The sequence below is a fragment of the Imbroritus primus genome (assembly GCF_964332355.1).
GTDB lineage: Bacteria > Pseudomonadota > Gammaproteobacteria > Burkholderiales > Burkholderiaceae > Imbroritus > Imbroritus primus.
This window is the reverse complement of record NZ_OZ201293.1, coordinates 1911489-1932601: the sequence shown is the minus strand read 5'-3', so window position 1 is coordinate 1932601 and position 21113 is coordinate 1911489. Positions and strand designations below refer to the sequence as shown.

The following is a 21113-nucleotide window of genomic DNA, read 5'->3' as shown; positions in this document are numbered from 1 at the left end:
AAAACGGAATAATCCGGAGCAAGAGCGTGAGAACACACTGCCTGCGAACGATGGTGCTATGCCTTGGACTGGCCGGGGCAGGGCTCGCGCATGCCGATCTCTATGGCTACATCGACGAGCAGGGCGTGGCGCATTTTGCCAACGAGCAGATCGACGAACGGTATGTGCTCTTCATGAAGGACAGCGCCGCCGGTGAGAGCGCTGCGCCGGCCGCTACGGTCCAGAGACTGCGGCCGGTGGCCGAGACCGCCGACAGCAAGCGGCTCTACGGTTACCTGGTCAACCACCCGAACCTGCCGAAGATGCAGCCGCTCATTCATAGTGCGGCGAATCGTTATGGCGTGGATCCGGCGCTGGTCAAGGCGGTGATGGCAGTGGAATCCGGCTTCAATCCGCAGGCGGTGTCGCCCAAGGGTGCCATCGGCCTGATGCAGGTGATTCCCGACACCGGCGCGCGGTTCGGCGTGGTGGCGGATGCCAAGCGCACGGTGCAGCAGAAACTGCACGATCCGGCCGTTAATATTCCCACCGGCGTGCGTTACCTGAGCCAGCTCACCCGCATGTTCCCGGGCCGCGTCGATCTGGTGCTGGCTGCCTACAACGCGGGAGAGGGCGCGGTGCAGAAGTATCGCAACCAGATTCCGCCGTATCCGGAAACACAGAATTACGTGAAGACCGTGCTGCAGTTCTACCAGTTCTACAATCCCGCCGCTGCACTGCAAACCGCCCAGGCGGGTGCGCCCGCTGCACGCGGCGAACGCGTGAAGGTCGTGCTTGGCGCACGGCGCGCCATGCAGATCATCGAGTGATGCCGAGCGCCTGCAAACCGGTCCTTGCCGTATGGGCGCATGCCGTGCCCGTATCGCCTTTCGCATCCTCCCACTATTTCCTCCTCGTCTGAAACCCGATGGATCAACAAGACATTGCTTTCGCCCCGCAGGAATCGCCCGATTCTCTGACGTTGGCGGACTACGCCGAACGCGCCTATCTCGACTACGCCATCAGCGTGGTCAAGGGGCGCGCGTTGCCCGAGGTGGCGGACGGGCAGAAGCCCGTGCAGCGGCGCATTCTTTACGCCATGCACGAGATGGGGCTGCGTGCCGACAGCAAGCCGGTGAAGTCGGCACGCGTGGTCGGCGACGTGCTCGGCAAGTTCCACCCGCATGGTGACCAGTCGGCCTATGATGCGCTGGTGCGGCTGGCCCAGGATTTCTCGTTGCGCTATCCGCTGATCGATGGGCAGGGCAATTTCGGTTCGCGCGACGGCGATGGCGCGGCGGCGATGCGCTACACCGAGGCGCGCCTCACGCCGATCGCACGCCTGCTGCTCGAAGAACTTGACCAGGGCACCGCGGATTTCATTCCCAACTATGACGGGTCGATGGAAGAGCCGCAGTTGCTGCCGGCACGCTTGCCATTTGTGCTGCTCAATGGTGCGTCTGGTATCGCGGTCGGTATGGCTACGGAAATTCCGCCGCACAACCTCCGCGAAGTTGCTGCCGCGACCGTGGCGCTGATCCGCAATCCGCGTCTGTCCCTGGCCGAGTTGCTGGAAATCATGCCCGGCCCCGACTACCCGGGCGGCGGACAGATCATTTCGTCGGCAACGGATATCGCCCAGATCTACGAAAGTGGTCGCGGCAGCCTCAAGGTGCGCGCCCGCTGGACCATCGAGGAGATGGCGCGCGGCCAGTGGCAGCTGGTGGTCAATGAACTGCCGCCGGGCACCTCGGCGCAGAAGGTACTCGAGGAAATCGAGGAGTTGACCAATCCCAAGGTCAAGACCGGCAAGAAGGCACTCACCTCCGACCAGTTGCAACTCAAGCAAAGCCTGCTGGCGGTGCTCGACACGGTACGCGACGAGTCTGGCAAGGATGCGCCAGTGCGTCTGGTGTTCGAGCCGAAGAGCAAGAACATCGAGCAGCAGGAATTCATTAATACGCTGCTCGCGCATACCAGCCTCGAATCGGGCGCCGCCATCAACCTCGTGATGATCGGCATGGATGGCCGTCCGCGCCAGAAGGCGCTGCCCGAGATCCTGCAGGAATGGATCAGCTTCCGCTTTGCCACGGTCACACGCCGCACGCAGTACCGCCTCGGCAAGGTCGACGACCGCATCCATATCCTCGAAGGACGCATGCTCGTCCTGCTGAACATCGACGAGGTGATCCGCATCATCCGCGAGAGCGACGAGCCCAAGGCCGCACTGATCGAAGCCTTCAAGCTGTCCGACCGGCAGGCCGAGGACATCCTCGAGATCCGCCTGCGCCAGCTGGCGCGGCTGGAGGCGATCCGTATCGAGCAGGAACTGAAGAACCTGCGTGAAGAAAAGCAGGAGCTGGAAAACCTGCTCGGCTCCGAAAGCCTGATGAAGCGCCGCATCATCAAGGAAATCGAGACCGATGCCAAGCAGTACGGGGACGAACGCCGCACGCTGATCCAGGAAGAGCGCCGGGCTGCCGCTGAGATCCGCATCGTGGACGAGCCGCTGACCGTCGTGCTGTCCGAGAAGGGCTGGGTACGGACGCGCCAGGGCCATGGCCACGACGCGCAGCAATTTACCTTCAAGGCGGGCGACAGCCTGTACGGGACGTTCGAGTGCCGCTCCGTCGATACGCTGCTGGTCTTCGGCAGCAACGGCCGCGTGTACTCCGTGCCGGTAGCCGGATTGCCGGGTGGGCGCGGTGATGGCGTGCCGGTCAACTCGCTGATCGAACTGCAGCCCGGTTCGCGCATTGCCCAGTTCTTTGCCGGCGCGGCCAGCCAGCGGCTGGTACTATCGGTGGCATCGGGCAATGGTTTCATGGCTTCGATTGGCGATATGACGAGCCGGCAAAAGGGCGGCAAGTCGTTCATCACCATGGATGATGGCGATACCGTGAATAAGCCCGCACCAGTCCCCGAGGATGCTGCCCACATTGCCTGTATGTCTGCACAGGGCCGCCTGCTCGTGTTCCCGATAGGCGAGATGAAAACCCTGGCTAGCGGCGGACGTGGCGTGATCCTGATGGAAGTCGATGCCAAGGACACGCTGGCTGCCGTCGCCGCTGTCGGCGCGCAGGGCGTGATGGTCAGCGGCAACGGCCGTGGCAACCGAGAGGCCTCCTACCTGCTCGACGGCAAGGCACTGGCGTCATATATCGGCAAGCGGGCCCGCAAGGGGCACCTGTTCGAGCCCAAACTGAAGGCGGCGCAGTTGTCGTTGCCGCTCACCGATTCCGACGCGTGACCGACGACCGATGAACTCCCCCCGCGAGCCATTTCCGCCGCCGGCGGGGCGGCTCTTTACCGAGTTTTCCCGCATGGGCCTGTCTGGCTTTGGTGGGGTCATGCCATTCGTGCGGCGCGCCATCGTCGAGCGCAATCGCTGGATGGACGACCGCGAGTTCGCCGAGCTGTTCAGCATCGCCCAGGTCTTGCCAGGGCCGAATGTCGTCAATATTTCGCTGATGCTCGGTTACCGCTATGCCGGCCTGCGCGGAGCGGTTTGCGCATTCTCGGGGCTCGTGCTGGTGCCGATGGTGCTGATCCTCGTGATTGCCAGCATCTACGCCCATTACAGCAATCTCGCTTTCGTGCGGCACATGCTGCAAGGCATGATGGCAGTATCCGCCGGCCTGGTGCTCGCCACCGGCATCCGCATGGCGCTCGCGCAACCGCGGACGGTGCGGGCGGCCATCATGGGCGGTGGCGCATTGTTGGCCATCGGCATCCTGCGCCTGCCGCTCGTGTCGGTCATGGCCGTGATGATCCCGACCGGTATTGCCATGGAAGCATGGGCCATGCGCCGGGCAGCGCGTACCCCGCTGGGCGTGGCCGTGCCGCCATCAGCGGTCCGGCAAGATGCGGCGGCGGCAGAGCTCGAGCCGCAGACCGAAGATGGAACCGTGCCCGATGCCATGCGCTCGCCGAAGGATTCCGCATGACACCGCTGGACGTCCTGCTGAGCCTCGGTTGGTATTTCGCTTCTGTCTCGCTGCTGGCCATCGGTGGCGCCAGTTCGGTGCTGCCCGACATGCACCGCTTCCTCGTGGAAACCAACGCCTGGATGACGAACGAACAATTCGCCGCCCTGTACGCCATCTCCCAGGCTGCACCCGGTCCCAACGTGTTGTTCGTCGCGCTGTTCGGCTGGCACGTGGCCGGCGTACTGGGCGCCTGGGTCACGATGCTCGCCATCAGCGCCCCCTCGGCCATCGCCGCTGTCGCCTTCGAGATTTTCGCCGGCCGCAATCCGCAAGCGCGCTGGCCCGGCCTGCTGCGCCGCGGGCTGGCGCCGCTGACCATTGGCCTGCTGCTCTCCACTGGCGTGATCCTCGCGCGCGGTGTGGATCATTCGGTCGTTGCACTCTGTTTCACGGCGGTGGCCTTGCTGGTCACGCTGCTGACGCGGGTGTCGCCGCTGTGGCTGATCGTGGCAGGGGCGGTGCTGGGTGTCGCCTTGCAACTCTGATGCTTTCCCTGGAAGCGTCCTCATCGGGTGAGGGACCTTGGCTTACACATTTGTGCACAGCCCCATGCCGGATTACTGTTCCTTGTAGATAACAGGATGAAGTGCAATTGCCCTGCCATTGTCAATGCAGAAGGCCGGCCGATTCAGGCTGAATGTGTGCTCGACAAGCTCTTCCTTGAATAGGCCATGGATCGCAGCGTTGACCTTGTCTATCGATATTCCTTGTAAGTCTGCGTGAAAATAAACGAGCGACACAGGAAGAATTGCCTGCAACTTGACTCGAGGGGCTAGTTTTTTGTCCTGCCCAAGCTTGGAGATGATTCTGCAAATCGCCGTGAACTCCACTCTATCCAGCTCAGCCCCCGAAGTCGCCTCCAATCTTACACGTGCAACCTCATAAGCGGCGTCGAGGGCGGCTGGCAGTGCCTGCCAGGCCGATCGCATATAGGCTTTCTTATCGACGATTACTGCCTTTCCAGACGATTTGATACGGATGCCATCAAACGGCTTATCGTCGATATTGGCGTGCTCTTGCCGCGAAACATATTCGTGGCCCCCATTGCTGAATTTTTCCTGATGCTTTTCGCTCTTGTGCTTGGATTGGGATGCTGGCTCGCTGTGGAACAAGCGGCTCAAGCGTTGAACGAACGATGGTTGGGTATCACGACGCGACCGTGCCATGAGGGCAGATGACGGTGCTAGCGTACTGGTTGTGGTCGTCGTGGATGTGACGGAGGTTACCACTGTGGCGTTCTGTGCCGGAGCGATTGGTATCGCAGGAGGCTCTTGAATATGACCAAGAGGCAACGCTGCCAAAGGCAGTCTTGCATGGAGGGCATTGCCTGAAGCGAATGTGCTGGCTGTTTGGGAGGCGTATGTGTTCGCGTTGTTTGTTGCATGGCGCGAAGCCCGATCTTGTGGCGCGATGGTAGTCGTGGTCTGCGATGTACTCGCAGTAGTTGGCACCGGAACCGTGATAGGTGCGGGGGTGATGGCTCTTGCAGGGTACTGGCTGGTGATCGACGCAGACTCCATGAATACTCCTTGATGTGCTGGTTTGGGCTTGGCTCTGTTTCTCATGCAGCCGAGACAACGCTTGGCGCCAAGTCGTGGTGACAGGAAATCGAGCTGTATGCTCGCGTAGGTACCTGGTCGACGACGGGGTAGCACAGTGTTTTCTCGCGAGCATGCATGCACATTCTAGGAATGCAGAGACGCGATGCCAGACGTCGTTTTACAAAAATTCACGTGATCTGAAGATATGCCACCATCTCACCTCCTTTCCGTAGGATTGCCAGCCGCTGCAAGATGTCAGGGAACACTCTGCCCGATAGCTTCCTCGGGTATGACGGTCGGCCGTGTTAACCGATGGGCTTCCTGTTTCGCATTCTTTCCATATTGCAAATAATTCGTGAATTATTGTGAGGTCGCCTTGCCGGTGGGGACATATGTTGCAGTTGGATGCATGCGCGGCAATGGAGGAGAACGAGAATTTTTCTGAGCTGCCGCTACCCTCAACGATGCGCCATCCCCCTAATGTCGTACCTGCTCGATACATTGCCTGGCCTTAATCCCGTAGCGGTAGGCTTCATCTGTCAGCTTGAATCCGCATCGATTTCCACGCACGGTCTTTGCTGTCGATATGCGACTGCTTGTCGACGATAGTGCATCAGTTGCAATAGCTATAGCCAAAGCATCTCCTGTGTGCATCCGATGAAGCAGAGATGGTTCTGCTCGACCAATAAAAAACGGCTCCCGCAGGAGCCGTTCCGGATATCAGGTTGTGTCTCTGGCTGTTACTGGACGCCAGCCTCAGTGCACCACCAACCTCGTAAACGGATCCACATACGCCTGCAGCGTCACCAGCCCGCCCACCAGCAGCGCGAGCACCAGCGAGTGGAAGAACACATAGCGCAGGATCGTGCCTTCGTGCCCGTACCATTTGGTCGCCGTCGAAGCTACCACGATGGACTGCGCATCGATCATCTTGCCCATCACGCCGCCCGAGCTGTTGGCGGAGGCCATGAGAATCGGCGACAGGCCCAGCTGCTCGGCGGTGGTTTTCTGCAGACCGCCGAACAGCACGTTGGAGGCGGTGTCGGAACCTGTCAACGCCACACCCAGCCAGCCGAGCATGGTGCCGAACAGCGGGTAGAACACGCCGGTATGCGCAAAGGCCAGGCCGAGCGTCGCGTCGAGCCCGGAGTAGCGCGTGAGATAGCCGACGCCGAACATGGCGCAGATGGTCAGCAGCGAGTACTTCACCAGCTTGATGGTGTTCCAGTACTCCTTGAACAGACGCGGAATGGAGTAGCCCATCAGCAGGCCGCCCACGAGCGCGGAAACGAGAATGCCTGTGCCTGCCATCGAGAGCAGGTTGAAGTTGAACACTGCCGCCTCCGGGTGCGCAGCGGGCACCACCGGCGGCATCTTCACGACCATCTGGTCGAGCCCCGGGATAGCGAACTTGAACGCCCATAACGCGTCCACGAGTTTCTTGAATTGCGGAATGCCCCACAGGAAGACGAATACCGTGAGGATGATCCACGGCAGCCAGGCACGCGCCACCGAGATATTGGCGGCGCCGCTGCGCAGTTCGGCGGCGGCCGCTTCCGGATCTTCCGCCTTGGAGTCGTCATTGCGGCCGGCCAGCTTGGTCGTGCGCCAGATTTCCTTGGGTTGCCACACGCGCAGGAATAGCGTCAGGCATCCCATCGAAACCAGCGAGGCGATCACGTCGACGAGCCAGGGGCCATGGAAGTTGGAGACCAGGAACTGCGGCACCGCAAAACTGACGCCGGTGACGAGAATTGCCGGCCAGATGGCCAGCATGCCGCGAAAACCGGCGAAGGCCCAGATCAGCCAGAACGGCACGAGTACCGAGAAGAAGGGCAGTTGCCGGCCGATCATGGCCGACAGCTGGAGCAGGTCAAGACCGGTGACCGCAGCCAGGCCGATAACCGGTGCACCGAGCGCGCCGTAAGCCACCGGCGCGGTGTTGGCGATGAGCGCCAGCCCGGAGGCTGCCAGCGGCGAGAATCCCAGACCGATGAGGATGGCGCCGGTAACCGCGACCGGCGTGCCGAAACCGGCGGCGCCCTCGAAGAACGCGCCGAAGGCAAAGGCCACGAGCAGCAATTGCAGGCGCCGGTCCTCGGTGATGCCGGATATCGAGTTCTGCAGCACCTTGAAGGAGCCATTCAGCGTGGTGAGGCGATGCAGGAAGATGATGTTGAGCACGATCCAGCCAATGGGGAACAGGCCCGAGGCAATACCGAGTCCGGCTGCCTTGCTGGCCATTTCCACCGGCATGCCGAAGGCAAAGGCTGCGACGATAATGCCGGTGATGAGGGCGAGCGCCGCGGCAATGTGCGCCTGGATATGGAAAAACGCGATGCCCGCAAGCAGGACGACGATCGGGATGCCGGCGACGAGCGTGGATAACGCCATATTGCTGAACGGATCGTAAATCTGACTCCACATGATGGATATTCTCCCTGGCTATTGATGTGCGGCCGGACTGTGCGCCGCAGGACACATCGGTGCTCTGCGCATGACTCTCGGACAAGACGCCACGCCTTGCAAGAAAAAACTGTAGGGACTGTTGCTGCGGCGCAGCGGCCTCAGCCAGGGTTTGTCAGCAAGCGCGAAGCAGCCTGTTCAGTTTGCAATCGTTTACTTGGAGTCAACGTGCGTTATCCATAGCCTCGGGGACTTGCTGCGCTTTGAACGGCGCGGCGCGGTGTGTCGATTGTCAGATACGGGAGGAAGACTATGTTTTCGTCAAACTGCTCGTACCCGTGGTCCGCAACACGCGCCTCATCCCCGGATGGACATCCGATGCCGAAGGATTCGCCCGGGCAGGTACAGGCATGGCGTGCAGCCGAGCAGATGGTGGATATGCTGATCAGCCATGCCATGATCCATCCGCGTAACGTGACTGCATTTGTCCGGCTGTTCCTGGGCCAGGCGCCGCCGCCCTTGGCTTGTACGCGCCACGACTATGCCGCCAGTCCTCCTGCGGTGCTGGCGGCAGATTCTGCGCGCACGCCGCGCGAAGCGCTCGAAGTCGTGCGGCAGCATTTGCAAGCAGCTTGCGCTCATCCATCCCCCGCTCCGCATGGTCAGATCGCAGCGCATGCCGTCGCGTTGGTGATGCGTCTGTTCGTAGCGGAGCATGGCGCAAACGCATTCGATGCGCGAAGGATTTTCTGCACCACGCGTTTTCTGGCGTACCTCGCCAGTCATGGCATTGCATTCAGTGCAGGGCCGCCCGCGTCGTTGATGCACGCCATCGCCAGCCGGTGCTGGGCGTTCGATGCCGCCCGGTCAACCAGCGATGCTGTCGCGGTCGGCTGGCGCGCTGCAGGGGAACAAATTCCTCTCATGCCGGAGTGGCGGCAAGAAAAGAAGTTCATGCCATACCAGTCCATACGTGCGCACGGTGTGTTGCCGCCCGTGATGTCTCCTGCAATCGCTGCGCTGCCGCGAACGCAGCTTGCCATGTGGTGGGCGGCGCGGTTTCTCGGTGCGGATCCGGTTGCTTCGGGGAATGCCACGGTGCAGGATGTCGCCGATCGTGGCCATGCGCTGGAGGCTGGCTTCCGGAACTTGCTGCAGCAGGGGCGGCGTACCCTGTTGCCCCACGCCGAGTGGGGCAATTACCTGTGCGAGGCGTTTACGGAGACGGTGCGCAGTGGCAAGTCCCGTGCCGTGCGCGTCCTGCTGGCGGCGCGCCATCCGCTGGTGCTGGGGCTGCAGATCAAGACATCCGAAGCAGGCGATAGGCGTTTTGTCACGACGCTGTTCGATACCCGTCATCCGGCTCGGCATGTGCGCACTGTTAGCCGCGGCGACGCGGCCAAGTGTGCCGTGCTGATGGCAGATGACTTCCTGGGCGCACGTGAGCGCATGGCCTATTACACGGCGCCCGTCAGCCTCGTGCTGGATGACCGCCCACGGACATCCACGGATATCACGATCGTGCCGGGCAGCATGACGCTCGACATCCTCCATCATCTTTTCGATACCGGCAGTACCGACGCCTTGCAGGCTGCATGCGCGGAGTCCTTGCGCGCGTTGCCCGAGCAGGCGCGGCATGCGTTGCTGACGGCATGGTTCGACGTGCGTTGCGACCGACCTGACTGGCGTGGTCATAGCATCGGCGATGCGTTGCGGGAGGGTGACAGGCAGCGGATCGAAGCTGTGCAGCGGCTCCTCGAGGCTGCCGAACTATCGCCCGCCATGCAGTTCAACCTGTTCCAGAAGCGCTCCGACGACAGCCCGGGGCTGTTCTGGCGCAGCCTGGGGCACGCATGCGCCCGGCACAATATCGGCCGGCTCCTTGCGCCAGGCACCGGATGCAGCCTTGCGCCCGAGCAGGTGCTCGATCTGCTGACCGAATGCAGCCGGGATCGTGATAGCTGGCTTTGTATACTGCTGGCCCGTGGCGATGGAGTGGATGTCGCCGCGGCGGTTGCGCACATTGCCGACCGGTTCGGCCTGTCGTCGTCCTATCGCATGCTGCTCGCGCGCAAGGTGCTGCAACATGCTTGTCGCGCCCCGATACATGCACGGCGGGTGGACGCGGTATCGACGGCGTTGCGTCAGAACTGCATGGCGTTCCTGCAGCGGATTGGCCTGCAGCCCGCCCAGCAGGTTGTATTGCTCACCGAGCGGCACGATCTGCCATATCCGCTTTTCCATGCTGCATGGATGCCAGGCAGTGGCGAGCGGCATACCTGGTTGCCCAATGCCATGCGGCAGTTGCAGCTGCCAGCCGTGGAACTCACCCAAGTGCTCTGTACGCACGATGCCACCGGAAGGTCGCTACTCGCAGTTCTGCTGGACAAACGTCTGCCAGTCGAGCCGCTTTGCCGCTGGCTTGCTACGCTGCCGCTCTCCATGGCACAGCGGGAGGCGGTCTATAGAGCGGACGATCGCGATGGCATGCCGTGCATCGTTGCGCTCCTGCGGGCGCGCAGAGGGCTGAATGCCTACGCGTGTCTGCTAAGGATGTCGGGGCTGCCGGCCAGCCAGCAGTATCGTCTCTGGCGTGGGGGAGACGCGCGCGGACGCGCCGCGTGCGAGGATGCACTGCGGGCCAGCGATAGCTACGCGGAGCGTTATCGTCGCCGGCGCGCCGAATTTCGTGACGCGCGCAATGCCATGCAGGTGGTAGACGTACAGCGGGGTGCGCCCTGGTCTCTAGTGCTCGCCGCCATGTCGGAGGCGAAGTAGCGGGCCAGCCCCGTGGCCGGCCCGGCTGGATCACGCCATGGCGGCAGCCGGCTTGCGCGCGGCCAGGGCAGCCTGCACGACTTCGCCCAGGATCGCCACGCCGCGCTGGATCTGCTCCGGCGGCACCGTCACGAAAGCCAGGCGGAACGTGTTGGTACACGGGTTGTTTGCATAGAACGGCGCACCCGGTACGTATGCCACATTCCACGCAATGGCTGCCTCGAGAATGGTCAGGCTGTCCATGCCCTCGGGCAGCGTTACCCAGATGAACATGCCGCCTTCAGGACGGGTCCACGTCACGCCTTCCGGCATGTGCGCGGCCAGGGCGTCGAGCATGGTCTGGCACTGCGCACCGTACAGCGCGCGGATTGCCGGGATATGCTGGTCGAGCAAGCCCGTATGGACGGCTTCCCACGCCAGGCGCTGGGTAAAGCTCGGCGTATGCAGGTCGGCGGCCTGCTTGGCCTGCACCAGCTTGAACAGGATATCCTCAGGCGCGATGATGTAGCCCAGCCGCAAGCCCGGTGCGAGGATCTTGGAGAAAGACCCGAGATAGATCACGCCATCCGGATTCATCGACAGTAGCGACGGCAGCTGGTCGCCACCGTAGCTGAGTTCACCATACGGGTCATCTTCCACCAGCAGCAGGTTTTGCGCGCGGGCGCGCTCCACGAGCGCCTGGCGGCGTGCCAGCGGCAGGCGGCGGCCGGTAGGGTTCTGGAAATTCGGCAGCGCGTACAGGAAGCGGGCGCCTGCCGTGAGTTCAGGGGTGAGTGCTTCCGGTTGCAGGCCGGATTCGTCCGATGGCACGGAAACGAAATTCGGCTCGAACAGCGAGAAGGCTTGCAGGGCGCCGAGGTAGGTCGGCGTTTCCACCAGGACCGGGCTGCCAGCATCGATCATGATCTTGCCGATCAGGTCGAGCGCCTGCTGCGAGCCGGTGGTCAGCAGCACGCGGCTGGGTGCCACGCCATGACGCTTCCCGATCCACTCGCGCAGCGGCCCGTAACCTTCCGACGGACCATACTGCAACGCCGCGTGCGGATTGTCCGCAAAGATCCTGGCACAGGCCGCCTGCAGCGCCTCGACCGGAAAGGTCGCCGGCGAAGGCAGGCCACCGGCGAACGAGATGATCTCGGGGCGCTCGGTGATCTTGAGGATTTCACGGATGGCCGAGCTGGTCAGTGCAGCAGCACGGCGGGAGAAGGTCGGGCGTAGCGGAGCATCCATTGGAAGTCTCTTGTGGGGTCGGTCTAGGGTCGAACGTGGAGCAGGGTGGAAGCGGATCCGGGAGCGGACCCGCTTCGTCATACGTGTTCGGAATCAGGCCACTTCAGCGATCATGTCGATCTCGACGCAGGCGCCCAGCGGAATCTGCGGCACGCCGTAGGCGCAGCGTGCGTGCTTGCCGTTGTCGCCAAAAATCTCGCCGATGAGTTCCGAGGCGCCGTTGGTCACCAGATGATGTTCGGTGAACTCGGTGGTCGAATTGACCAGGCTGGTCAGCTTGAGAATGCGCGTCACGCGGTTCAGGTCGCCGGTATGGGCGTGCAGCGTAGCCAGCAGGTCGATGGCGATATTGCGCGCGGCTTCTTTGCCTTCTTCGGTCGTCATGGTCTGGCCGAGCTTGCCGACCAGCGGCTTGCCATCGCGGCGGGCGATATGGCCCGACAGGTAAACTGTATTTCCCGACTGCGTTGCCATCACGTAGGCGGCAGCGGGTGCCGATACGGCCGGCAGCGTGATGTTCAGGCGGGCCAGGGTATCGTAAACAGAAACGCTCATTCTAATCTCCACTTCTTTGGTCGGTGATTCTTGTTTTAAGGATTTGATGTGGCAACGTGCGGCGCCGGCACCACCGGCGCACGCCGGCCGGCTGCTACCACGGCGATGACGGCAAGGGCGAACAGGATGGTCGTGACATCCATCGATTCGCCCAGCAGCAGCCACCCGCCAGCCAGTGTCATAAATGGCTGCAGCAATTGTATCTGACTGACACGCGCGATGCCCCCGAGCGCCAGCCCACGGTACCAGAACTGGAACCCGACGAACGACGAAAACACCGTCACATACCCCAGGCCGAGCCAGGCATGCGACGACGCACGTGCGAGGCTGTCGGCTTGCGTCCACGCCAGTCCGCCGATGACCGGTAGCAGCACTGGCAGCGAAATCACGAGCGCCCAGCTGATGGTTTCCGGCCCGCCCAGTTCGCGGGACAATTTGCCGCCCTCCGCGTAGCCGAAGGCACCGAAGAACACCGCGACGAACAGCATCCAGTCGGCCGGTCGCAATGCTCCGCCGCCATTCCACATCGCAAATGCAAGCACCATGGCACTGCCGGTGACTGCGCTCATCCAGAACGCAAGCGAGGGACGCTCGCGCGCCAGCAGCGCCCCGAAGGCCGCGGTACCCAGCGGCAGGAGGCCGACGACAATGCCGCCGTAGGCCGCCGGGACATCCCGCAGGGCCCATGAAGATGCCAGCGGAAAGCCGGCAACGACGCCCAGCGCCGTACCGATCAGCCGGTACCACTGCGTCCCGCGCGGAAGCCGTGCCGGCCGCAGTGCGCCGCGTGCCGCAAGCAGGCAGATCGCCAGCGGCGCAGCGAGCACCGCCCGGCCAAGCGCGACGAAAGTCGCATCCAGTTCCGCCACCGCCAGGCGCGTGAACGGGAATGTCATGCTGAAGATCGCCACGCCGGCAAATCCCAGCCAGAGGCCACGGTACTCGAGGGTGCGGGGATGGTTCATGAAAGCCGGCTTGCAGGGTTGCAATGTCATTGATGGTATGCAATAACGGCGGTACAGTACCTGTACAGTTTGTCAAAACATTATCTGTACAGTTGCCGCCACGTTCCGCAGGGCGCCGGGTTCATGTCGCAATTATTTTCATGCGACCTACCCAGGTTGTTCGCCCGATGCGCCGTGCCTTGCACCCGAGCAAGGACATCAAGGACATGCAAATGACTGATCTTCAATCCGCAGCCCGGACCGCATCTGCCGTGGAGGCGACCGCCCATATGCCCGATCTGGTGCCATCGGAGCAAATGACCCTGGTCGAGCAGGTGACCCAGTGGGCACGTCTGCGTATCGATGAGCGGGTGTTCCGCGTCGGCATGCGTATGCCATCCATCCGGCAACTGGCTGCCGACAAGGGCATTTCGCGTTTCACCGTGGTCGAGGCCTACGAGCGTCTGGTGGCACAAGGGTACCTGGAATCCCGGCGCGGTTCCGGCTTCTATGTCCGCGCGCGCTCGGCATTGCCGGCCGAGCACGCGCCGGTGGCCATGCCCGCCAGTTCCATCGATGTTGCCTGGTTGCTGCGCAGCATGTTCCATTCGGCGGAAAGCGCCAAGGCTCCCGGCATGGGATTCCTGCCCAACGACTGGCTCGACGGCGGCCTGATCACGCAGGCGCTGCGTGCGCTGGGCCGGCAGAATGGCAACCAGTTCCTGGTCAGCGGCACCCCGCAAGGCTTTCTGCCGTTGCGCCAGCAACTGCAACTGCATCTGTCGGAGCTGGAGATTGGCGCCGCACCGGAGCAGCTGGTGATGACTACGGGCATCACCCAGGCCCTCGATCTGATTGCACGTCTATATGTACGGCCCGGCGATACCGTACTGGTGACGGATCCGGCATGGTTCCTGATGTTCGGGCGCTTTGCCTCGCAGGGGGCTCAGGTTGTCGGCATACCGTTCCTGCCGGATGGTCCCGACCTGGAGGCGCTGGAGCGCACGGTCCAGCTCACGCGTCCGCGGCTGCTGGTGCTCAACTCGGTGCTGCACAATCCGACCGGCGTGTGCGTATCTCCCGCCAAGGCTTTCCAGTTGCTGAAGCTGGCCGAGCAATACGACTTCCTGCTGGTGGAGGACGACATCTACTGCGACCTGTGCCCGCCAGCCATGCCAGCCACGCGCCTGGCGAGCCTCGACCAGTTGCGCCGCGTGATCTATCTCGGCAGTTTTTCCAAGACGCTGGCCGCCAACCTGCGCGTCGGCTTTATCGCGTGCCATCCGGAAGTGGCCAAGGCATTGACCGATACCAAGCTGCTGGTCGGGCTGGCCACGCCGGAAGTCAACGAGCGGGTGCTATACAAGGTCCTGACCGAAGGCCATTACCGCAAGCATGTGGAGCGGATGCGCGGCCAGCTTGACCGGGCGCGCGACGACACGCGCCGGCGGCTGGAGCGCCTCGGCCTGCGCATGTTCTCCAGCCAGTCGGCCGGCATGTATCTCTGGGCCGATACCGGCAGTGACACGAACACCATCGCCGCAGCTGGACATGAGCATGGCTACCTGTTTGCCCCAGGCAGCCTGTTTTCTCCTGCACAGATGCCATCCGGATGGATGCGCTTCAATGTTGCCACTAGCAGCGATCCCGGCATGCTGCGGTTTCTGGCGGGGCAGCTGGAGCGGCTGGCATGAGAAGCCATGGCATGGGGGACGGAGGTATATTCCAAACAGAGCCATTGAATGGAATGCCTCGTCTCCGTCCAATATCGCGTGAGGAAATGAGCGGTTGAAAGGAGTTGTGGAGTGTCTTGATATTCAGGTGCGGCAGTCGGCCAGAAATAATACGGGCGAAAGACTGAGGCCTCTGCTGCTCTGTTACTTCGCTATTTTTTGCAATTCTGATATTTCTATTGCAAAAAACTGTCCTTCCGATTGTATCCATGAATGAATAGGGCTGTGCCTTCATTTCCAGGATGCCACAAGTTTCAATTCAGCAGCGTCTGAATAAAAAACCGGCCGTGGTGCGGGCCACGAGCCGGTTTCTGCGTGTTGAATGAGCGGTGTGATGCCCGTCGATTTACCACTGATAGCCGCCCCCAACCGCCGCACCAAACTGCCCGCGCGAGGTCGAGGTCACCGCCCCCTTCATCACCCAGCGGTTATCGGCCGTGACCCGCGAGAGGCCCAGCGCGACTGCGCTCTGGCCCTGGAACACGCTGGCGCCCATCGACACCATGTTCTTGTCCGGCTGCGTCGGCTGGGGCAGGCCGGCCACGGCCATGGCGGCTGCCGAGCCAGCACGAGCTTCGCGCCGGTCGCGCGCGGCTTCGCTGCGTACGTTGGCGATCTGCTCGTCGGTATAGGCGCGGCCCTGCGATACCACGCTGTTGTTGAGCGCATTCAGCGCGCTGCCGACGTCGCGGTAGGTGGCATTGGCCACGTTATAAGTCGGTGCAGTGTATGCGCCGGTCGTGGGATCGTAGGAAGCGCCGCCACCCAGGCTGGTCGCCGTATTCTGCGCCACCTGGTTGAGCTGCGACACGTTCACCGCATCCGTTGCGGCCTGGCCAGCGGCAACATTGGTGAGCGTGCGGGCTGCGCCGGCCGAGCCGAAGGAAACTTCGCCGGCGGAGCTTTGCGGCGCTGCCAGGCCGTAAGCCGTGTAGTTTGCTTGCGCGCCCACGGAGGTTGCGGAATTCGCGCCGAGCGCCAGCGAATTGGCGTGGTTGGCGCGGGCATTGGTGCCGAGGGCGATGCCGCTGGTGGCGCCGTTGGCGACAATGGCGGTATCGCCGAGCGCCAGTGAGCTGTCCGCCGTGGCTTGCGACTGGATGCCCAGCGCCGTCGAACGGACGCCGGAAGCGACCGAGAGATTGCCCACCGCAGTGGCGCCTACCTGACTTGCGGTTGCAAAGCCGCCCACGGCGGTCGTATCGTTGGCGAGGGCGAGCGCCCGGCGGCCCATGGCAACGCCAGATTCGCCCGTGACGACGGCATTGGAACCGACGGCGACTGCCTTGGTGCCGCTGGCGAGCGCATTCCATCCCAGGGCGACTGCGGCCTGCCCGCCGCCAGCGGCGGCATCTCGCCCAATGGCGATCGAGTACTGGGTATTAGCCTGCGTGGCACTCTGGCCGATGACAATGGCATCGCTCGCATTCGCGGCTGGCAGATTAGGGCTGTTGGTCGAGCCGCGGTTGCCGATCACGATGGAGCCAGGACCGGCGACCGGGTTAACAGTGCCGCCTGCAAAGGCGCCGCCAATCGTTGTGGTGAATTGAGCCATGGCGAGCGATGAAAACAGGACGGAGCCGCTCAAAATGGTCAGTTTGAGAATGCGGTGAGAGTGTTTCTTCGACATTTTCAATCTCCTTGTCGTGTTGAGAAAAACATTTTCTGCGGATGAGAAAATGTAAAAAATATTAAATTTCCGTGGCATGAGGATTCGCGTATGGGCCTCTGTTTTAGGGCTTCTTAAGAAATTCTTTCTTCTGGCTGAAGACTAGATTTTTTTAGCGAAGTGAGAAATAAGATAATTCTTATAATTTTGTGATTTAGGTTATTTTTGCTTTTGTTTGCAATTTATTAAGAATCGACTTATTTTTTTACGAAAATGCGTGAGTGTTGTTTGAGATATTGTTGTTTTGGGGTGGATTAAATGGTTTTTGAAAAATAATGTGAAATTGGAGGCGTTCCGGCTAATCCGATTCGGCAGCTGGTGTCGGGCAATGTGCCGCGAATATCCCGGATGGCTTGGCGCCCTCGACCGGTAGTACTGGTTGGGTGCGTACATTGAGCGGTCGGGTGCCCTGTACGGTCTCGAGGTAACCGGACGACGGAAGGACGAACAGCCCTGTCAGCAGGGGCTTGAAATTGGTGTCGCCGCCCCTATCTGGCGAGCAGAATTCTGTGGGTGCTGAAGACGGCGCCCGTCATGTCATTGACAAGCACGTGAGAGGAATAACGATGGTCGCATCACCGGAAACGATGAGTTTTCAAGCCGAAGTCAAGCAGCTTCTGCAACTGATGATCCATTCGCTGTACAGCAACAAGGAAATCTTCGTTCGCGAACTGGTTTCGAATGCGTCGGACGCCACGGACAAGCTGCGCTTCGAAGCGATTGCCGATCCGATCCTGCTGGAGGGCGACGGCGAACTGGCGATCAAGATTGCCCTCGACCCGGTAGCCCGTACGATTTCGATTACCGACAACGGTATCGGCATGAGCCGCGACGAGGCGATCCAGCATCTCGGCACCATTGCCAAGTCGGGCACCAAGGAGTTCTTCCAGAAGCTCTCCGGTGACCAGCAGAAGGACGCGACGCTCATCGGCCAGTTCGGCGTAGGGTTCTATTCCGCCTTTATTGTGGCTGACAAGGTCACGGTCGAATCGCGCCGTGCCGGCTTGCCGGTGACCGAGGGCGTGCGCTGGGAAAGCGCCGGCGACGGCGAGTTCAGCGTGGAGGCCATCGAGCGCCCCGAGCGCGGCACCACCATCACGCTGCACCTGCGCGAAGGCGAGGACGAGTTCCTCTCCGCGTGGCGGCTCAAATCCATCATCCGCAAGTATTCGGATCACATCTCGCTGCCCATCCGCATGCTCAAAGAGGAGTGGGATAGCGAAAAGAACGAGATGCGCCAGACCGACGAATGGGAAAGCGTGAATCAGGCGAGCGCATTGTGGACGCGACCCAAGTCGGAGATCACCGATGAGCAGTACGCCTCGTTCTACCAGCACGTTTCGCACGACAACGACAAGCCGCTGGCGTGGACGCACAATCGGGTCGAAGGCCGCAGCGAGTACACGCAGTTGCTGTACATCCCGGCGCGCGCACCGTTCGACCTGTGGGATCGCAACCGCCGTGGCGGCCTCAAGCTGTATGTCAAGCGCGTGTTCATCATGGACGACGCCGAGCAACTGTTGCCAACGTACATGCGCTTCGTGCGCGGCGTGGTGGATTCTGCCGACCTGCCGCTGAACGTCTCGCGCGAACTGCTGCAGGAAAGCCGCGACGTCAGGGCGATTCGCGAAGGCTGCACCAAGCGTGTGCTCTCCATGCTGGAGGCGATGGCCGACAGCGAGGATGCTGCCGAGCGCGAAAAATACGCGACGTTCTGGCGCGAATTTGGCCAGGTGCTCAAGGAAGGCATGGGCGAAGACCACGCCAACCAGGAGCGTATCGGCAAGCTGCTGCGCTTTGCCTCGACGCATGGCGAGAGCGCCGACCAGACAGTCTCGCTTGCCGACTATATCGGCCGCATGAAAGAAGGTCAGGACAAGATCTACTACGTCACCGCCGACAGCTGGCAGGCCGCCAGTGCCAGCCCGCATCTCGAAGTCTTCCGCAAGAAGGGCATCGAAGTGCTGCTGCTGACGGACCGCGTGGATGAATGGATGCTGTCGTTCCTGAACGAGTTCGACGGCAAGGCGCTGGTGTCCGTCGCACGTGGCGACCTCGACCTCGGCCAGATGGAAGACGAGGCCGTAAAAGCCGAACACGAGAAGACCGCCGAGCAGTTCAAGCCGCTGGTTGAAAAGGCGACGGAGGTACTGAAGGACAAGGCCAAGGAGGTACGCATCACCTTCCGCCTGACCGAGTCGCCGTCGTGCGTCGTCTCTGATGAAGGCGACATGAGCGGCTATCTGCAGCGCATGCTAAAGCAGGCTGGGCAGAACGCTCCCGCCGCCAAGCCGATTCTCGAGCTCAACCCCGAGCATGTGCTGGTACAGAAGGTTGCCGCACTGGTAGATGGAGACGCCGATGCATTTGCCGACCGCATGCACGTTCTGTTCGACCAGGCATTGCTGGCAGAAGGCGGCACGCTGGACGATGCCGCCGCCTATGTAAAGCGCGTCAACCGGCTGCTGGGCTGAGTGAAGTCTGCCCAGTGACGCTGAAGCGCTGCTTCCCTCCTGTCGTGGACGAGCACACCCGCGTGCTCATCCTCGGCAGCCTGCCAGGCGAAGCGTCGCTCGTGCAGGGCCAGTACTACGCGCATCCGCAGAACCGTTTCTGGAAGCTGATGGGTGATCTGCTTGACGTCGACCTGGCCGGCATGGCCTATCGTGAGCGGCTCGATACCCTGCTAAGGCATCGTGTCGGCCTGTGGGACGTGGTGGCGGAGGCGCGGCGGGAAGGCAGCCTGGACAGCCGAATCCGTAATCATGCCGGCAACGATCTCGCCGGGTTCGCCGCATCGCTGCCCGTCCTTCGCGCGATCGCATTCAATGGCGGCACCGCGGCGCGGCTCGGGATGAAAGCGCTGGCACAGCATGGCATGCCGTACGCCACGCTGGCACTGCCGTCGAGCAGCCCGGCCTATACGCTGGCGTATGCTGAGAAACTCGCAGCATGGCAGGCGGTATTACCATGGCTGGATGCTCCCGTGCGCGACGGAAAGCCATAAAAAAGCCGTGCCTTGGGTCTCCCCAATGACACGGCGTCCATTCTGATCTTTTCAGCCGGGATGGTGATCGTGCCATCCCGCGCCTGCCATCTCAGAAAATCTCGAACAACCCCGCAGCGCCCATGCCGCCGCCGATACACATCGTCACCACCGCATACTTGGCCTTGCGGCGACGGCCTTCCAGCAGCACATGACCAGTCAGGCGTGCGCCCGTGACGCCGAACGGGTGGCCGATGGAGATCGCGCCACCATTGACGTTGAGGCGCTCATCGGGAATGCCGAGACGGCGCTGGCAGTAGAGGGCCTGCGAGGCGAACGCTTCATTCAGTTCCCACAAGTCAATGTCCTCGACCTTGAGGCCGTGGCGCTCGAGCAGGCGTGGCACGGCAAACACCGGGCCAATGCCCATCTCGTCCGGCTCGCAGCCGGCCACGGCAAAGCCGCGGAAGGCGCCGAGCGGTTCGAGGTTGGCGCGTTCGGCCGCCTTGGCTTCCATCATCACGCAGGCCGATGCCCCGTCAGAGAGTTGCGAGGCGTTGCCAGCGGTGACGAACTTGTCAGGACCTTTCACCGGCGCGAGCTTGGCGAGGCCTTCGAGCGTAGTGCCCGGGCGGTTGCAGTTGTCGGCCGTGGCCGTCACTTCGCGGTGCGTGGTTTCGCCGGTTTCCTTGTTGGTCACCGCCATGGTCGTGGTGACGGCGATGATCTCGTCCGCGTAGCGACCTTCCTTCTGGGCGGCTTCGGTGCGCTGCTGGCTGCGCAGGGCGAACAGGTCCTGGTCTTCGCGCGAGATGCCATAGCGGGCCGCGACGATGTCGGCAGTGTCGATCATCGGCAGGTACAGCTCGGGTTTGTTCTGCAGCAGCCATGGATCGATGCCCGTCTTGCCGTCGTCGCGGGTCTTGAGCATGGAGACGCTTTCCACGCCACCAGCCACCATCACGGGCACGCCTTCGACAATGATGCGGCCGGCCGCGCTGGCGATGGCCTGCAGGCCCGAGGCGCAGAAGCGGTTGATGGTGGTGCCGGACACGCTCACCGGCAGGCCTGCGCGCAGGGCGGCCTGGCGGGCAGTGTTGCGGCCGGTGGTGCCTTCCGGATAGCCGCAGCCGAGGATCATGTCCTCGATGCTGGCCGGGTCGATGCCGGCGCGCTCGACGGCGGCACGTACCGCGTACGAGGCCAGCGTCGGGCCTTCGGTCAGGTTGAACTCGCCACGGTGTGCCTTGGTGAGCGGCGTGCGGGCGGTGGAAACGATAACGGCTTCGCGCATGGCGATCCC

Annotated in this window: 15 protein-coding genes; 8 read left to right on the top strand and 7 right to left on the bottom strand. The window is 62.3% G+C overall.

Translation table 11 applies throughout. The features are described from left to right. The first annotated feature begins 50 nt into the window (after positions 1 to 50). The 4 genes from ACQ3C8_RS08800 (at position 51) to ACQ3C8_RS08785 (ending at position 4453) form a co-directional block, all read left to right on the top strand. On the top strand, positions 51 to 809 hold the full coding sequence (locus ACQ3C8_RS08800) for a lytic transglycosylase domain-containing protein (protein ID WP_009521221.1): 759 nt from the start codon (positions 51 to 53) through the stop codon (positions 807 to 809). Positions 810 to 907: 98 nt separating this feature from the next. Next, positions 908 to 3229 (top strand): DNA topoisomerase IV subunit A, encoded by a 2322-nt coding sequence (gene parC, locus ACQ3C8_RS08795; protein WP_428851315.1) that lies wholly within the window; start codon positions 908 to 910, stop codon positions 3227 to 3229. Positions 3230 to 3239: 10 nt separating this feature from the next. Then, positions 3240 to 3926, top strand: coding sequence for a chromate transporter (locus ACQ3C8_RS08790; protein WP_428851314.1), 687 nt, complete (start codon positions 3240 to 3242; stop codon positions 3924 to 3926). Beyond that, on the top strand, positions 3923 to 4453 hold the full coding sequence (locus tag ACQ3C8_RS08785) for a chromate transporter (protein WP_009521218.1): 531 nt from the start codon (positions 3923 to 3925) through the stop codon (positions 4451 to 4453). The genes ACQ3C8_RS08790 and ACQ3C8_RS08785 overlap by 4 nt, the downstream gene beginning before the upstream one ends. A gap of 72 nt (positions 4454 to 4525) precedes the next feature. On the opposite strand, the gene ACQ3C8_RS08780 is transcribed toward ACQ3C8_RS08785, so the two are convergent. Beyond that, the gene (locus ACQ3C8_RS08780; RefSeq protein ID WP_428851313.1) at positions 4526 to 5488 is read right to left on the bottom strand and encodes a hypothetical protein; all 963 of its coding nucleotides are present in this window, start codon (positions 5486 to 5488) and stop codon (positions 4526 to 4528) included. A 777-nt stretch (positions 5489 to 6265) separates the two neighbouring features. Beyond that, positions 6266 to 7936, bottom strand: a complete 1671-nt coding sequence (locus ACQ3C8_RS08775) for an L-lactate permease (RefSeq protein ID WP_009521216.1) — start codon at positions 7934 to 7936, stop codon at positions 6266 to 6268. A 357-nt stretch (positions 7937 to 8293) separates the two neighbouring features. Between ACQ3C8_RS08775 and ACQ3C8_RS08770 the strand changes: the two genes are divergently transcribed. Then, a complete protein-coding gene (locus ACQ3C8_RS08770; protein ID WP_428851312.1) occupies positions 8294 to 10693 on the top strand; it encodes a ShET2/EspL2 family type III secretion system effector toxin in 2400 nt (799 codons plus the stop codon). A 30-nt stretch (positions 10694 to 10723) separates the two neighbouring features. Here ACQ3C8_RS08770 and ACQ3C8_RS08765 read toward each other — a convergent pair whose 3' ends face one another. The 3 genes from ACQ3C8_RS08765 to ACQ3C8_RS08755 all read right to left on the bottom strand — a co-directional run bounded on the left by ACQ3C8_RS08765 (position 10724) and on the right by ACQ3C8_RS08755 (position 13443). After that, positions 10724 to 11923 carry a PLP-dependent aminotransferase family protein gene (locus ACQ3C8_RS08765; RefSeq protein ID WP_428851311.1) on the bottom strand — a complete coding sequence of 400 codons (1200 nt, stop codon included), beginning with the start codon at positions 11921 to 11923 and terminating at the stop codon, positions 10724 to 10726. A 93-nt stretch (positions 11924 to 12016) separates the two neighbouring features. Then, positions 12017 to 12478, bottom strand: a complete 462-nt coding sequence (locus tag ACQ3C8_RS08760; protein ID WP_009521213.1) for a RidA family protein — start codon at positions 12476 to 12478, stop codon at positions 12017 to 12019. Between the two features lie 35 nt (positions 12479 to 12513). Beyond that, positions 12514 to 13443: a DMT family transporter gene (locus tag ACQ3C8_RS08755; RefSeq protein ID WP_428851310.1), complete on the bottom strand. Its 930-nt coding sequence runs from the start codon at positions 13441 to 13443 to the stop codon at positions 12514 to 12516. Positions 13444 to 13655: 212 nt separating this feature from the next. On the opposite strand from ACQ3C8_RS08755, the gene ACQ3C8_RS08750 reads away from it, so the two are divergent. Further along, positions 13656 to 15116 (top strand): PLP-dependent aminotransferase family protein, encoded by a 1461-nt coding sequence (locus ACQ3C8_RS08750; protein WP_428851309.1) that lies wholly within the window; start codon positions 13656 to 13658, stop codon positions 15114 to 15116. Positions 15117 to 15501: 385 nt separating this feature from the next. On the opposite strand, the gene ACQ3C8_RS08745 is transcribed toward ACQ3C8_RS08750, so the two are convergent. Next, positions 15502 to 16785 carry a YadA-like family protein gene (locus ACQ3C8_RS08745; RefSeq protein WP_428851308.1) on the bottom strand — a complete coding sequence of 428 codons (1284 nt, stop codon included), beginning with the start codon at positions 16783 to 16785 and terminating at the stop codon, positions 15502 to 15504. Positions 16786 to 17390: 605 nt separating this feature from the next. Here ACQ3C8_RS08745 and htpG point away from each other — a divergent pair. Both htpG and ACQ3C8_RS08735 read left to right on the top strand, forming a co-directional pair. Next, the gene (htpG, locus tag ACQ3C8_RS08740; RefSeq protein ID WP_428851307.1) at positions 17391 to 19298 is read left to right on the top strand and encodes a molecular chaperone HtpG; all 1908 of its coding nucleotides are present in this window, start codon (positions 17391 to 17393) and stop codon (positions 19296 to 19298) included. Positions 19299 to 19312: 14 nt separating this feature from the next. Beyond that, positions 19313 to 19831, top strand: coding sequence for a DNA-deoxyinosine glycosylase (locus ACQ3C8_RS08735; RefSeq protein WP_428851306.1), 519 nt, complete (start codon positions 19313 to 19315; stop codon positions 19829 to 19831). 91 nt (positions 19832 to 19922) lie between these two features. Here ACQ3C8_RS08735 and ACQ3C8_RS08730 read toward each other — a convergent pair whose 3' ends face one another. Beyond that, complete coding sequence (locus ACQ3C8_RS08730; protein WP_428851305.1) at positions 19923 to 21104, bottom strand: acetyl-CoA C-acyltransferase; 1182 nt, start codon at positions 21102 to 21104, stop codon at positions 19923 to 19925. Positions 21105 to 21113 lie beyond the last annotated feature (9 nt).